The organism is Brachybacterium phenoliresistens, assembly GCF_039530785.1.
In the GTDB taxonomy this organism is placed as follows: domain Bacteria; phylum Actinomycetota; class Actinomycetes; order Actinomycetales; family Dermabacteraceae; genus Brachybacterium; species Brachybacterium phenoliresistens.
Window position 1 is genome coordinate 128,897 of sequence record NZ_BAAAOW010000004.1, and the last position, 14,429, is coordinate 143,325.

Consider the following 14,429-nt stretch of genomic DNA (forward strand, 5'->3'; position numbering starts at 1 on the left):
ACCGGTGCGGAGGGCCGGATCGCCGTGGCGGCCCGGCGTGTCCCGGCCGCAGCCCGGACCGGCGGCGGACCGGGCGCCTGCGCCGTCGTCAGAACTCGGGGATCGCCACGGGCGCCTCCGTGCGTGCCGACTCGTACAGCCCGTTGATCACCGCGAGGGCGGTGCGGGCCTCTCGGGTGCCGACCCGCACCGCGCCGCCGGTGCGGATCGCCCGGACCAGGTCCTCGTACTGGAGGCGGTGCGCGTGGGTGAAGTCCGGGGCGGGGGCGGCGGCCTCGGCGGTGCCGCCGGTCCCGATCGTGCCGCCGGTGCCGTCCGATGTCCCCGCATCGGCCCCGGCGTCGTCGGCGTCGCGGCAGGTCAGGGCGATGAGACGGTCGGATTCGATGGTCGCCCCGCCCTGGTCGCCGTGCACCTGCAGGCGCACGCCGGAGCCGGGGAAGGAGGCGGTGGTCGCGTGGATGAGCCCCAGGGCGCCGCCGTCGAAGCGGATCACGCCCGCGGCGGTGTCCTCGACCTCGATGCCCTCGTGGGCCAGCAGAGCCGTGTAGCCGAACACCTCGACCGGCCGGCCCAGGAAGGCGCACAGCAGGTCGACGGTGTGCACGCCCTGGTTCATGAGGGCGCCGCCGCCGTCCAGGGCGAGGGTGCCGCGCCACTGGCCGGAGTCGTAGTACTCCTGGGACCGCCACCACGGCACCGAGGCGACGGCGCTGGTGACGCGGCCCAGGCGGCCGGCGGCGATCGCGGCGGCGACCTGCTCGGTGGACTCGTCGAAGCGGTGCTGGCTGATCACGGCGGCCTGCACCCCGGCGGCCCGGCGGGCCTCGTCGATGCGGGCGGCCCGCTCGTCGACCACGTCGATGGGCTTCTCGATGAGCACGTGGCGCCCGGCCTCCATCGCCTCGATCGCGAGGACGGCGTGCAGCCCCGAGGGCGTGCACACGGCGACGATGTCGATGGCGTGCTCCGGGGCGAGGGCCTCGGCGAGGGAGCCGACGGCAGGGGCGTCGTGCTCGGCCGCGAGGGCCCCGGCCCGCTCGAGGTCGACGTCCACGACGGCGCCCAGCTCGATCCCGTCGGTGGTGGCGATGACCCGGCAGTGGTGGGCGCCGATCACCCCGGCGCCCACCACGGCGACCCGCAGCGGATGGTCGGGGCGGGGGACGGCAGGGGAGGGGGAGGTCATGCGGGGTGTCTCCTTCGACAGGCGGGGCGCGCGGGACGGGTCATCGGGCGCGAGGGGAGGAGTGGTCCGGTGCGCGGCGGCGGCCTCAGGCGAGGTCGCCGAAGGCCTCGAAGCGCGCGAGGCGCTCGCGGTAGTAGGCGGCGTGCGCGGCGACCGGCTCCACCCGGCGCAGCACCGGCACCTCGGCGCGGGGCACGTCGGGGGCGACCTGCTCGAGCGCCAGCAGCGTGCCGCGCATGGTGGAGCGGGAGATCGCCACGTGGTCCACGGGCATGCCCAGCGCATCGGCCAGCAGATGCAGCCAGCCGGGCACCACGTCGGTCATGCCGCCGGAGAGCACGATCCGCTCGGGCTCGCCGCTGATCTCGCGCAGCTGGTCGGCGATCCGCAGGAAGGACAGCGCCAGGCCCTCGAGCGCCCCGCGCAGCAGGTCCTCCGCGGTGGTGGAGGCGGAGACGTTCGCGATCACGGCCCGTGCGCCGTCGCGCCACTTCGTGCCGCGCTCGCCGGAGAGGAACGGCACCACCAGCGGCGTCCCGGCGCTCGGCGGGGAGGACAGGAGCGTGTCGGTGTCCAGCTGCGAGAGATCCCCGGGCAGGGACGTCTGCGTGCGGATCCAGTCCAGCAGGCGCCCGCAGTCGCTCATCGCGGAGCCGACCAGGGTGCGCCCGGCGTCGACGCGGTACGCCCACAGGCCGCTGGGGAGGGTGCCGATCTCGGTGTCGACGAGCTGGCGGATCGCCCCGGACGTCGCCGTGGAGATGCCCCAGGTGGTGGCGCCCAGCGCGCCGATGCCGAGGTTCGCGGTGAGCCCGTCGCCGACCACCGGCACCCAGCGGGCGCCCTCGAGCTGCGGGAACTCGCGGGCCAGCGGCGTGCCGGCGACGTCCACCGTGTCCTGCGGGTCGCGCGGGGCGCCCAGCAGATCGGCCGAGGCGCCCGCGGCCTCCAGAAGCTCCGGCACGTACTGCCCGGTGCGGCGGTCGATCATCCCCGACCAGGCGGCCGATGCGGTGCCCAGCGCCGCCGTGCCCAGCAGGCGCAGGGCCACGTACTCGCCCAGGGCCATCACGCGGTGGGCGCGCTCGAGGATCTCGCCGTGCTGCTCGCGCAGCCACAGCAGCCGCGGCGCCAGGTAGGAGGAGTGCAGCCGCGCGCCGGTGCGGTCGTGCAGGGCGGCGGTGTCCAGCTGCTCGCGCAGCCGCGCCACCTGGTCGCGGCAGCGGGTGTCGGCGTAGGTGATGCAGGGGGTGATGGCGCGGCCGGCCTCGTCCACGACCACCAGGGAGGAGGCGAAGGTGTCGATGCCGATCCCGGCCACCGGCCCGGGCGCGCCGTCCAGGACGGCGGCGATGCCGGTGCGCAGCTCCTCGACTACCTGGTCCGCGTCGATGGTGGAGGTGCCGTCGTCCGCCGTGGTGAAGTCGTGGGGGACCTTGTGCTTGCGCCGGTCCACCTCGCGGCCGCTCGCGTCGTACAGCGCCGCCCGGGAGCCGCCGGACCCCACGTCCAGCCCGATCACGTACGGCGCGCGGGCCTCGTCGGCGGGGGTGTGGAAGCGAGGGGTCACGGGATCCTCCGGGTCGACGGCGTCGTACGTGCGATCCCCCAGCCTACGGAGCTTCGCCGCGGCCGGGAATGCGCTGGCCGCTTGTTGCCACGGCGCGTCGGGACGCCCGACCCGCCCCGGGGGCGGCCAGGCCGCTCCTGCTCGACGGGTCCGCGGCGCGGCAGAGGTCACGGCCCGCCCCGGGGGCGGCCGGGCCGCTCCTGCTCGACGGGTCCGCGGCGCGGCAGAGGTCACGGCCCGGCCGGAGCTCCCGCCCGGCCGGGCCGCGTGCCCTCACTCCAGCACGGACTGCCCCAGCATCTCGCCCTCGGCCGCGCCCGGCGGGATCGCGAAGACCGCCGAGCCGATGGGCGTGGTCCACTGGTTCAACAGGTCCAGCTCCGCCAGGCGCTCCTGGATGGGCAGGAACTGGGCCCGCGGATCGGCCTGGTAGGACGCGAAGATCAGGCCCGACTCCGAGATCTCGGCCCCGCCCGGATCCGGGGCGACGTCGTAGTTGTAGGCCCGGCGGAAGATCACCTGGCCGCCGTCGGCCGCATCGACGCCGCGGGCCCGCCGCACGTGGGAGAACTCGGCGATCACGGGGAACCCGTTCTCCGTCCGCGCCGCGAAGTCCGGCGCGTCGTGCTCGCCGCCGCCGGTCAGCGGGGCGCCGTCGGCGAGGCGGCGGCCCATGGCCTCCTCCCGCCCGGTGCGGTCCAGCTCGTCCCAGGTGTCCACGTCCATCCGGATCCGGCGCAGCACCAGGGAGGTGCCGCCGGCGAAGGGACCCTCCGGGATCCACACGGCCCGATCGAAGGCCGGCGTCCCCGGCTGCGGGTTCGCGGTGCCGTCGACCTGCCCGAACAGGTTGCGCATGGTCGTCCCCGGGCGGACGGTGCCGTGGGCGCGCCGGAATCCCTGCTGGCGCCAGCGCACCGTCGCGGCGCCGCGCAGGCCCTTCAGCAGCATTCGGGCGGCATGGGCGAGGGCGAGCGGATCCTCGGCTCCGACCTGCAGCATCAGATCCCCGTCGCCGAGCTCCGGGCGCAGCGCGTCGATCGCGAAGGCGGGCAGCGGCGCCAGCCAGGCCGGCGCCTCCCGCCCCGCCCGCTGCAGCAGGCCCGGGCCGAAGCCGACGGTCACCGTGAGCCGGGCCGGGGCGGCGGCGAGCTCCGGCTCGGTGTCGGCCAGCGGCGCGGTGCCCGCCGTGAGCCGGGCCGCGTCGTCGGTGAGCACCCGCAGCATGCGCAGCACGGCGTCGCGGTCCGTCTCCGGGCGCAGGTCCAGACCCAGGAAGACGGCATGCGCCGGGGCAGGCGTCGCGATGCCCGCCTGGTGGGTGCCGTGGAAGGGGATCGTCTCCTCGCCGATGAGGGCGGTCGGCGCCGCCTCCGCGTCCGCCGCGGAGCCGGCCGCCGTGCGCCCGAGGGCGTCCTCGCGGGTCCGGACGGCGCCGGCGCCGAGGACTCCCGCCCCCGCGCCGATCCCCGCCCCGACCCCGGCGATCGCGCCGGCCCGCAGCAGGCGGCGACGGTCGGCGTCGTGGTCGCCGCGGCTCATCGGCCCATGCCCTCGTGGCCGGCGTGCTCGCCGCCGCCGTCGGAGGCGCCGCCCATGCCCTCCATGTCGCCCATGCCGTCCATGTCGCTGGCGTACTCCTCCTGGGCGCCCGCGAAGTCGCGGATCTGCGCCGTGCACGGCACCTCGGCGCCGTCCTCGAACAGCAGCACGATCTCGACGGCGTCCCCGGCCAGCAGCGGCTCGGCGAGGTCGAGGAGCATGATGTGGTCGCCGCCGGGCTCGAGCACCAGGGTGCCGCCGGCGGGGATCTCGAACCCGCCCTCCTTCTCCTGCATGGACATGCCGCCGGAGCCGTCGGACGCGGTCTCGTGCAGCTGGATGGTGGGCGCGGCCTCGCTGCGGGCGCCGACCAGGCGCATCGGCGCATCGGCCGTGCTGGTCAGGGTCGCGAAGGCGGCGGTCATGCCGGACTCGGCGGCCTTGACCCAGGCGTCGGCCACGGCGATCGGGGCATCGGCCGGGGCGGAGCCCGCCCCGGAGGAGTCGGCGGCGCCCCCGCCGTCCGAGGCGGCGGAGCCCGGGGCAGGGGTCGGATCGGAGTCGTCGGGGCCCGTGCAGGCGGCCAGGCCCAGCAGGCCCAGGGCGAGCAGGACGGGACGGCGGGCAGGAACGGATGCAGTCATCAGAGGGGTCCTTCGCAGGATCGTCGGATGGCGCCGGGACAGGATGTCCGGGCGCCGCTTCAGGAACCGACGAGCTGCGGGGGACCGCGCCGCAGCAGCGGGCGCAGCAGGGCGCGACGGCGCCGCGGCAGATGCGAGACCGGCGCGGACGGGCGGCGTCGCGCCGGGAGATGGAGATCGGGAACGCGCAGCGGCGTCAGCACGCGGGCGAGGATCGCGCCCACCAGCGTGGCCAGCTCGAGGGCGCGCAGCAGCACGCTCTCGCCGCGATGCAGGACGGCGACGGTCGCCGCGGTGGCGGCGAGGTGCCCCAGCAGCATCGGCCCGCTGAGCTGGGCGGCATGGGCGAGATGCTCCGCCCCCAGCGATCCGGCGGGCTGGGAGGCGACGGGGAGGGAGGCGCCGAGGTGCAGGTGCACGCCCGGGGCGTCGGAGAGGGCCGCGGCGCCGCGGCTCGGCGTGCCGACCACGAACAGCAGGTGGAAGAGCCCCTGGCTGGCCGCGACCGCCATGGCCAGGCGCGCCACCGAGAACCGCGAGCCGGCCAGCACCGTGCAGACGGTGATCGACAGCCACCAGGGCAGGGCGATCCCGGCCCAGGCGGGCACATCCCCGCCGCCGAGCACATGGCCCAGCAGCGCGACGGCGGTCGCGAGGGTGGCCGCGAGCGCTCCGCGCACGAGGCGCAGCGGCTCCCGTCCGGTGCTCATGCCCCCAGTGTGGCCCCTTCGCGCGGAGCTGTCAGATCCAGGACGTCCGGCACGGACCTCACGTAGTCCCGGGCCATCTCCCGGGTGCGGCGGATGATGTGCTGCGCGGCGGGGTTGTGCTGGACGCCCTCGTGGACGATCACGCGCAGGCGGCGGCGCGGGCCCATGCCGTCGAGCGGGATCGCGACGACGTCCGGGCGCAGCCCCAGGGTGATCAGCGTGGGCTGCACGCTCACGAAGTCCCCGGAGGCGACGAAGCCCAGCACCACGGAGAAGTCCGGCGGGTTGACCTCGATGTTCGGCGAGAAGCCCGCGGCGCGGCAGGCGGAGCCGATCCGGTCGAACCACACCGAGTCCGGCGGGTCGTCGGTCGCCCACGCGTACTCCGCCAGGGCGGAGATCGGCACGCTGGAGCGGCCCGCCAGCGGGTGGTCGAGCCCCACCAGGGCGCTGTACCCCTCCTCGATGAGGTCGATGACCTGGTAGCGCGGGGTGGGCAGGTCCGTCGAGTCGTCGCAGATGACGACGTCCGGCACGTACCCCGGCGGCCAGCCGCGGGTGCAGTCGCGCAGCGTCAGCTCGAGGGCGAGATCCGGGAAGCGGGAGCGGACGTCCTGCGCGATCACCGGCACCCACTGCGCCGCGACGGAGCTCGCATAGGCGAAGCTGAGGCTGCCGGTGCGCCCCTCCCGCAGGTTCCGGGCGGTGCGGGCCAGGGCGTCCAGCGCCTCCAGCGCCGCGCCCGCCTCCTCGGCGAGCACCCGGCCGGCGGGGGTGACGACGATGCCGCGCCCGGAGCGCTCGATGAGCTCCAGGCCGGTCTCGCGCTTGAGCGCGGACAGGTGCTGGCTCACCGCCGACGGGGTGTACCCCAGCGCCTCGGCGCTCGCGCGGATGCTGCCGGTCTCCACGACGGAGCGCAGCACGCGGAGCTTGAGCGGGTCGATCATCGCCCCATGCTACGTCCGATGGGACCCGAGACTGTTCATGATCGCTGAACGGAGGGGTAGGAACGTTCGCTTGTCCTTCCGCATCGGCGGGCCCAGGATCGAGACATGACCTCCTTCGCCATCGGCCTCGCCCTCATCCTCCTCATCGCCGTCGTGACCGTGGCCCTCGGCGCCCTCTCCCACCGCATCGCCGCCCGGATCGACGGAGGCCGGCCCGGTCGGATCGCCGCTGAGCTGCGGCCCGACGCCCTCCAGCCCCGCTCGCGCCTGGTCGGCGAGGACGGTCGGGCCCGCGAGCCCATGCCGCGCCTGTCCGACCTCGAGCGCGACGGCCTCCCGCACCACACCATCACCTTCGTCGGCCTCCGCTGACCCCCTCGGCCGGTGCCACGGCCCGACGCGCGGCCCGCCCCGCGGCCCGCCGCCACGATCGCCGCGCGGCCCGCAGTGGCGACCGCCGCCTGACGAGCCAAATCCGGCCGAATCTGGCTCGTCAACCGGCGGTCGGCGGCAGGAACCGGGGGAGCGGGGAGGAGGAGGATCGGTCCTGGCGTGCGAGTGCCGGGGAGCTCTCCTCGGTATCGTGCGGCGATGAGCCGCGATCAGCCGACCACCTCCGATCAGCCGACCACCCGCGTGTTCCTGGCCCGCCACGGCGAGGCCGCCCCCGCGAGCAGCGCCGGGGACGAGGCTGACGGCGGCATCCTGACAGAGCTCGGCCAGGACCAGGCGCGCGCCCTGGGCCATGAGCTGCGGGACCAGGGAGTCTCCAGGGTCGTGAGCTCGGGCCTGTCGCGCGCGGAGCAGACAGGTCGGATCGCCGCGGACATCCTGGGCCTGGAGGTCGACGTCCGGAGCGGACTGCACGAGTACGTCGCGGGAGAGGAGCCCTACAGCACCCGCGCGGTCGGCGCGGCCCTGCTGAGCTGGCTGGCCGGCGACCTGCAGGTGCGGGTCCTCGGTGGAGAGAGCGGCGCCGAGGTGGCTCAGCGGGTCTTCCGCGTTCTCGACGACCTCGTGCCGCGCCGCGCCGGCGAGGCGGTGCTCGTCGTCGCGCACGGGGGCGTCATCATCTCGGTCCTCGGAAGCATCGTGCCCGGCCGGGCCGGGCCGCCGAGCGGCAACAACCCCGACCATCTCGATCGTGACATCGCCGGCGGTGTCTACTTCGCCCTGGAGCACGGTCCGGGCGGATGGCGCATGAGCCCGTCGCCGCATCTCGGCTGATCCTCCTTCGCAGCACGGCCGACGGAGCGGCGCGTCCCCTCGGGCCGCCGCACGCACCGCGCGGGCTCCCGCCGGACCCGGGCGCCACCGTCGCCGAGGTCCCCGGTCGGATGCTCGAAGGGGAACGGTCGTCCGCCGCCTGACGAGCCAGATTCGACGGTGGTCTCAACCGGTCGCCCCCGTACCCTCGAGGGGTGAAGATGAGTCGTGGTCGCGCAGTGGGGAGTGCTTTCTCCGCGAAGGAGAAGGCGTTGCTGGATCTTCTGTGCAGCGGGGATCACCCGTACCGTGAACTGGCCCGGGAGCAGCTCCGCGTCGCGTCTTGGGGTGGGTACCAGCTCGACGAGTGCGACTGCTTCCTCATCTCGGTTCCCCAGCTGCCAAAGGCAGCCCGAATCCGGCACGGTGGCGGCCCGTTCTCCACCGTGGATGTTTCGCGCGCCGGAGAGGGGCTCGGCCAGCTCGATCTGTGGGTCGTCGACGGTTACCTGCACTCCGTGGACTACATGACCTACGACGATCACGAGATGCTCCCTGACCTCGAGGACGACACTCTCGAGCCGCTCTCCTGAGCCCCTCGGGCTCCCGCCGGACCCGGGCACCATCGTCGCCGAGGTCCCCGGTCGGATGCCCGACAAGGAACGGTCGAGTGCCGCCTGACGAGCCAAATCCGGCCGAATTCGGCCGGATTTGGCTCGTCAGGCGGCACTCGGCGGGCTGGTCGTCAGCCGTCAGCCGCCTGCCGTCGCCCCGCCTGCTCGCGGCCGCCCGCCCGGGTCAGCTCCGGCCGAAGCGGGCCGGGGGCAGCGGGGGTGCGACGGCGGCCGGGCGCTCCTGGAGGAGGGCCAGGGTCTCGGCGACGCCCCGTTCCAGCTGCGGATCGGTGCCCGCGACCCAGGCGTTCGGCGGGAAGGGCACCTCGATGTCCGGCTCGACGCCGTAGTTCTCGATCGACCAGTCCACGCCCTCGAACCAGCTGGCGTACTTCGGCTGGGTGACGCCGGTGCCGTCCACCAGGTCGAAGCGGCCGTCGATGCCGATCACGCCGCCCCAGGTGCGGGTGCCGATCACCGGGCCGATCCGCATGGCCTGCGCGACGGCGTTGACGATGTCGCCGTCGGAGCCGGACTCCTGGTTGGTCACCAGCACCACCGGGCCGCGCGGGGCGAAGGACGGATAGGTGTCGGGGCGCTCGTGGCGGGGATAGCCCCAGGACAGCACCCGGCGGGCCAGCCGGTCGGTGACCAGCTGCGAGGTGTGGCCGCCGTTGTTGTAGCGCACGTCCACGACGATTCCCTCGCAGGCGGTCGCCTCGCGCAGGTCCCGGTGCATCTGCGCCCAGCCGCCGGAGACCATGTCGGGGATGTGGAGGTAGCCCAGGCGCCCGCCGGACAGCTCGCGCACCGCCTCGCGGCGGGAGGCGACCCATGCCTGGTAGCGCAGCTGGGTGTCATCGGCCAGCGGCACCACGACCACGCGGCGCTGCGTCCCCTCGCGCTCGAGGACGATCTCGGTGGGCCGGCCGGCGGAGCCGATCAGCAGCTCCTCCACGCCGCGGCGCGGATCCACCGGGCGCCCGTCCACGCGGACGACCGCGTCGCCGACCTGCGCGGCGACGCCCGGGGCCAGCAGGGGGCTGCGGGCCTCGGGGTCCGTCGACTCGCCGGGGAGGATCCGGGCGATCACCCAGCGCTCGCCGTCGCGGCGCAGGTCCGCCCCCAGGTGGGCGGGGGTCTCGGGCAGGTCGGTGTGCAGGGCGCGAGGCATGACGTAGGCGTGGGAGGTGCCGAGCTCGCCGACGGTCTCCCAGAGCATGTCGGCGAAGTCGTCGTCGGTGACCACCCGATCCACGGTCTCGTCGTACCAGCTGGTCATGGCGTGCCAGTCCTGGCCGTCCATGTCCTCGCGCCAGTACTGCTGCGCCATGATCCGGTAGTTGTCCCACAGCATGCCGCGGCGCTCGGCGACCGGATCCACCGTCAGGCGCAGGCGGTCGGTGCCGATGGCGATGCGCGCCGGGTCCTCGTCCTCGACCTTGCGGTCGGAGGGGACCGCGGCCCAGGAGCCGCCCTGCCGGATCACGAGCACGTCGCCGCTGCCGGAGACCTCGAGGTCGTCCACGCCCTCGGCGAGCACCGTGAGCTTGCGGTCGGCGAGGTTCCAGTGCTCGAGGACGGGCCGCGGGGGCTCCGCCTCGACCCCGGCCCGGGCGGTGCCCAGCACGCCCTCGGCGGGATGCCGGAGCCAGACGAATCCGCTGGTCACGGCCCGCAGGTGGCTCATGTGCCCGGACTCGACGGGGAAGGGGACCACGCGCTGCTCGGCGTCCTCGGGGTCGATCACCGTGCGCGGCGGGGTGTGGGCGTCGCGGGCCCCGGCGGCGCGGCCGGCGCTCGCGGCGGCGCGCGTGTCCTCCCCGCTGCCGGGGATCGGGTGCTCGAGGTCGTGGGATCCGCCGGCGGGCGAGGCGGAGGCGGCCTCGGCCGCCGCGCCCTCGGGGGCCGCGGCGCCGCCGTCAGGGCCTCCGCTCCCGGCGTCGCCGCCGGAGCCGGCATCGGCCGCGGTGGTCCAGCCGTCCGCATCGGGGCCGAAGGGGTCCCGGGTGGTGCGCTCCAGCGGCAGCAGGAACGGGCGCTCGGAGGCGATGAAGGACAGGTCGAAGACCATGTCGTCGTACTGCGTCTCGAAGGTGCGGGCCGAGAGGAACGCCAGGTGGCGGCCGTCGGCGCTGAAGGCGGGGGCGAAGTCCGAGGTGCGGCCGCTGGTCAGCGGGCGCACCGCCGTCTCCGCATCGGCCTCCGTGTCCAGCAGCATCAGCCGGCCCAGCTGCCAGCTGTTGGGCTCAGTCCACACCAGGTGGCGGCCGTCCGGCGACCAGGCCAGGTGGCGGATCTCGCCGCCCTCGCTGCGCGAGACCTCGCGCACGGAGGCGAGCACCGGAGGCGTCGGCTCTGCGGTGCCCGGCGCGGGCGCGGTGTCCGCCGCCGGCGCGCCCGACGTCTCCGCGGCCGATGCTCCGGACCCCGATGCCCCGGAGTCCGATGCCCCGGCTGCCGTCGTTCCGGCAGCCGATGCCCCGGAGTCCGGCGCCCCGGCTGTCGTCGTTCCGGTGGCCGATGCCCCGGCGGGGTCGGCCACGCCGGTGAGCTCGGCGAGCCAGAGACGGTTGTCGTGCGTGGACAGGGCGACGCGGGACCCGTCGGGGGAGGGCACGGCATGCAGGATCCGGCCGATCCCGCCGTCGGCGAGATCGGCGATGCCGAGGGCGATCTCCTCGCCGCCGGCGTCCAGGCGCCGCACGTGCAGGTCATCGGAGCCGACGCCGCCGTCGGTGCGATCGGACTGCGCCGCCGCATCGGAGACCAGCAGGGCGAAGGGCGACCGGCCCAGCGGGCGCACCTCGCGGATGCGCAGGCCGGAGCGCCCGGCCAGCAGCCGCGCCGGGCCCCCGCGGTGGGTCAGCAGGTGCGCGGTGCCGCGCCATTCGACGAGGCTCGCGCGGGCGTCGTGCGTGGGCCGCATCGCCAGCAGCGTGTCCGAGGGGTCGATGCGGCGCGGCCGGCGGTGGGCGGCGACGCCGGCGGTGCGCACCTCGACCTCGCGGGGAGCGGCGTCCAGGGAGTCCATCGCGAAGAGCCGGCCGCGGGAGGTGAACACGATGGTGCGGCCATCGGTCGCGGGCTCGCGCAGGTAGCCCTGCGCGCTGGTGAGGTCGGTGTGCCGGCGCAGGTCGGTGCCGGAGGCGTCGACCGACCACAGGTTCCCGCTCGCGCGGTCGGTGCGCTCCGCGCCGGGGCCGGGGGTGTCGGAGGCGAAGATCAGGCGGTCCCCGTACCAGGCCACGCGGGTCTTCCCGGCGAGGATCTCGTCCAGCAGCGGCTCCCAGCGGCGCGCGGCATGCTGCTCGCGCGGGGCGTCCAGGGCCAGCGGCTCGCGGGAGATCCACAGCTTGGGGGCGGTGCCGCCCTGGTAGTGCTTCCAGGCTGCGGGCTCGCGGCGCCACATCGTCACCACCACGGTGGTGCCGTCCTCGTGGATCGCGGCCTCGCTCGAGCGGCCCAGGGGCAGCAGCTCCGCGGTGCCCTCGAGGTCGATCGCCCACAGCTGGGCGTCGCGCAGGGACAGCGGGGCGCCGTGCGGGGTGGTCACCAGCACCCGGCCGTCGTCCAGCCAGCCGGCGACGCGGGTGTTGCGGTTGCCGGTGACGGTCAGCCGCACGGGGGAGCCGGAGCCGTCGGTGCGCACGACGAACACCTCCGGGCTGCCGGTGCTCAGCGAGACGTATGCGACGTGCTCGCCGTCGGGGGAGAAGCGCGGGTAGCGGACGGGGGCGCCGTCGTCCGTGAGGCGCCAGCCCTGGCCGCCGGCCAGCGGGGCGAGCCAGATGTCGTCCGCGGCGGTGAACACCACCAGGTCGCCGTGCACGTCGGGGTGGCGCAGGTAGCTGAGGGCCGGGGCGGTTGCAGGGGTCGCGGAAGGCAGCGATGTCATGCGCCTCACCCTAGGACGTGAGGCGGACAGCGCTCACCCGCTTTTCCCAGAAGGCGGCCGATGCTCAGGAGCGCAGCGGCTCTCGGGAGCGCAGCTGCTCTCAGGAGCGCAGCAGCTCCTGCATCGCGTGCAGCGCCACCGCGAGCTCGGCGCGGGTCGTGCCGCGCTGGGGGACGAGCAGGTTCTCGCCCGGGCCTGTCGCGTCGGCCAGCGCCGTGCCGTCGGCGGCGACGGTGCTGCGCTCCAGCGCCCCGGCGGCGGTGGCCCAGCGCAGCGGGACGGTCGAGGCGGCCGCGTCGTCGACGTCGGAGAACGGCGTCGAGGCCGCCGGCTGCACGGCGCGGCCGGTGGCGGCCAGGCCCCCCGCGAAGGCGGCCATCAGCGCGGCGGCCAGGTCCGAGCGGGTGAGCGGAGCCCCCGCTCGCACGGCCATGTCCCCGTCGCCCCACAGGATCCCTCGGGCCCCGGCCCACTGCAGGGCGGCGGCGAGGTCCGCGTCCCCGGGCAGGTCGGTGAAGACGGGGGAGTCCGTCGCGGTCTCGGGCGCGCCGGCGTAGCGGTGCAGGGCCAGCGCGAACCCGCCGCGGGACATGGTCTCGTCCGGGCCGAAGGTGCCGTCCTCGCGGCCGGGGAGCACCCCGGCCCCGGCCGCCCATTCGACCGCGTCGCGGGCGGGGTGGGCGGCGCCGACGTCGGAGAACATCGGCGGATCGGGTGTGGGCACCGGGGAGGACGCCGCCGGGGCGGCCGAGGGCGCCCGGCCGGTGCTCGGCGCGGCGTCGGGGGCGCGGGAGGTGCCGTTCAGGGCGGCGGCGACCATGCCTCCCAGGGGCACGAGCGCCACCGCGCCGATGCCGGCGGCGGCCACGCGGCGGCTGATGCGGCGTCCGCCGCGCCCCGTGCTGCGGACGGCCGGGGCGGCGGCATCGGTCGCGATGCCGCGGGCGCCCGGGGCGGCGACATCGGTCGCGATATCGCGGGGGCCCGGGGCGACATCGGCCGCGATGCCGCGGGGGCCCGGGCCGCGGACGCCGGGGATCCGCGGCGGGACGGGCCGGCGCATCACAGCCACCTCAGCTCCTTCATCCGCTGCAGCAGCAGGTCCAGCACGAACAGGTTCCCCCACCCGTTGAGGTGGATGTCGTCGGAGCCCATCAGCTCCGGGGGCGCGATGCCCTGGGCGATGGCGTCGTGCGTGCCGCCCTGCTCCATGAGCCGCAGCGCGGCGACGGGGCCGCGGGAGAGGGCCTCCGGATCGGCCAGGGCGCCGGCGATGTCGAGGAAGCGGTCGCCGTAGCGGGAGGCCTGCTCCGCGTTGACCGCGCGCAGGGCGTCGCCGGTGTCCGAGCCGTGCGGGTCCGAGGGGGTGGGCCACTGGCCGAGGACCAGCGAGTCCTCCGCCGGGGAGTCGGCCGCGTCCCACATGGCCTGGGTGTGGGCGAGGACGCCCTGCACGTCGCGGATGTTGTTCTTCCCGATCCACAGCAGGTGGCGGCTGCCGGCGGATTCCGCCCCGAGGTGCGAGGTGAGGATGCCGGTCGGCGTGGCGGCCGCGGGATCCTCCGGGGTGAAGGACCAGGCCGATGCCGAGCAGGTGACGCGCCCGGCGACACCGGCGATGTCCGCCGGGAACTCGATCCCCGCGCGCGGCGGGATCTCGGGGTCCAGGGCGATGCGCACGGTGCCGGCCCCGCTGCTGGCCGGCGTGGCCGTCGGCGTCTCCAGGCCGCGCTGCAGCAGGGAGTGGATGCTCAGCGTGGCGCCCACGGCGTGGTTGGCCACCGGCGCGGGGGCGAGGGCCAGGGCGAGGCGGTCCGAGAGCCGCGCCGTCAGCGGCGTGCCCTCGTCGGCGCGGCCGAAGGCCATCGAGGAGGAGCCCCAGCAGGTCAGGGCGCGGGTGTCGCGCGGGAGGGAGAAGAAGTCCGATGCCGCCGAGGTCCCGATCGAGGTGCCGCCCTCCGAGGGGACGGGACCCGCGGGGTTGGGCGGCATGCTCTTCCTTCGACGTGGGGAGGGGCGGGGCGGGAGCGCCGGGGTGCGGCGTCTCGACGGTGCCACCGTACGGAATCGGCCCCCGCCGATCGCGGTGCCACGCCGCATCCACCG

The 14,429-nt window shown here is 75.7% G+C and carries 12 protein-coding genes; 3 read left to right on the forward strand and 9 right to left on the reverse strand.

The window, feature by feature from the left end; genetic code table 11:
- Nucleotides 1-88: 88 nt before the first annotated feature.
- From ABD234_RS10895 to ABD234_RS10920, 6 genes are all read right to left on the reverse strand, one after another.
- Nucleotides 89-1,189, reverse strand: a complete 1,101-nt coding sequence (locus ABD234_RS10895) for a Gfo/Idh/MocA family protein (protein WP_344356054.1) — start codon at nt 1,187-1,189, stop codon at nt 89-91.
- Nucleotides 1,190-1,274: 85 nt separating this feature from the next.
- Nucleotides 1,275-2,759, reverse strand: a complete 1,485-nt coding sequence (locus ABD234_RS10900; RefSeq protein ID WP_344356056.1) for a gluconokinase — start codon at nt 2,757-2,759, stop codon at nt 1,275-1,277.
- 273 nt (nt 2,760-3,032) lie between these two features.
- Nucleotides 3,033-4,301: a Dyp-type peroxidase gene (locus ABD234_RS10905; RefSeq protein WP_038372730.1), complete on the reverse strand. Its 1,269-nt coding sequence runs from the start codon at nt 4,299-4,301 to the stop codon at nt 3,033-3,035.
- Entirely contained in the window at nt 4,298-4,945 is a 648-nt protein-coding gene (locus tag ABD234_RS10910) for a copper chaperone PCu(A)C (RefSeq protein WP_051486866.1), read from the reverse strand. The genes ABD234_RS10905 and ABD234_RS10910 overlap by 4 nt, the downstream gene beginning before the upstream one ends.
- Before the next feature lie 59 nt (nt 4,946-5,004).
- Nucleotides 5,005-5,655, reverse strand: a complete 651-nt coding sequence (locus ABD234_RS10915; RefSeq protein ID WP_038372729.1) for a hypothetical protein — start codon at nt 5,653-5,655, stop codon at nt 5,005-5,007.
- Nucleotides 5,652-6,605, reverse strand: coding sequence for a LysR family transcriptional regulator (locus ABD234_RS10920; protein WP_051486865.1), 954 nt, complete (start codon nt 6,603-6,605; stop codon nt 5,652-5,654). The genes ABD234_RS10915 and ABD234_RS10920 overlap by 4 nt, the downstream gene beginning before the upstream one ends.
- Nucleotides 6,606-6,710: 105 nt before the next feature.
- On the opposite strand from ABD234_RS10920, the gene ABD234_RS10925 reads away from it, so the two are divergent.
- The 3 genes from ABD234_RS10925 (at nt 6,711) to ABD234_RS10935 (ending at nt 8,404) form a co-directional block, all read left to right on the forward strand.
- A complete protein-coding gene (locus ABD234_RS10925; protein ID WP_038372728.1) occupies nt 6,711-6,977 on the forward strand; it encodes a hypothetical protein in 267 nt (88 codons plus the stop codon).
- 219 nt (nt 6,978-7,196) lie between these two features.
- Nucleotides 7,197-7,832 (forward strand): histidine phosphatase family protein, encoded by a 636-nt coding sequence (locus ABD234_RS10930; protein WP_344356061.1) that lies wholly within the window; start codon nt 7,197-7,199, stop codon nt 7,830-7,832.
- Nucleotides 7,833-8,026: 194 nt separating this feature from the next.
- Nucleotides 8,027-8,404, forward strand: a complete 378-nt coding sequence (locus ABD234_RS10935; protein ID WP_344356063.1) for a hypothetical protein — start codon at nt 8,027-8,029, stop codon at nt 8,402-8,404.
- Between the two features lie 205 nt (nt 8,405-8,609).
- Here the strand turns inward: ABD234_RS10935 and ABD234_RS10940 are convergent, their stop codons facing one another.
- The 3 genes from ABD234_RS10940 to ABD234_RS10950 form a co-directional block, all read right to left on the reverse strand.
- Entirely contained in the window at nt 8,610-12,323 is a 3,714-nt protein-coding gene (locus ABD234_RS10940; protein WP_344356065.1) for a S41 family peptidase, read from the reverse strand.
- Between the two features lie 100 nt (nt 12,324-12,423).
- Nucleotides 12,424-13,386 (reverse strand): S-layer homology domain-containing protein, encoded by a 963-nt coding sequence (locus ABD234_RS10945; RefSeq protein ID WP_344356401.1) that lies wholly within the window; start codon nt 13,384-13,386, stop codon nt 12,424-12,426.
- Entirely contained in the window at nt 13,386-14,315 is a 930-nt protein-coding gene (locus tag ABD234_RS10950; protein ID WP_344356067.1) for a hypothetical protein, read from the reverse strand. The genes ABD234_RS10945 and ABD234_RS10950 overlap by 1 nt, the downstream gene beginning before the upstream one ends.
- Nucleotides 14,316-14,429: the final 114 nt, after the last annotated feature.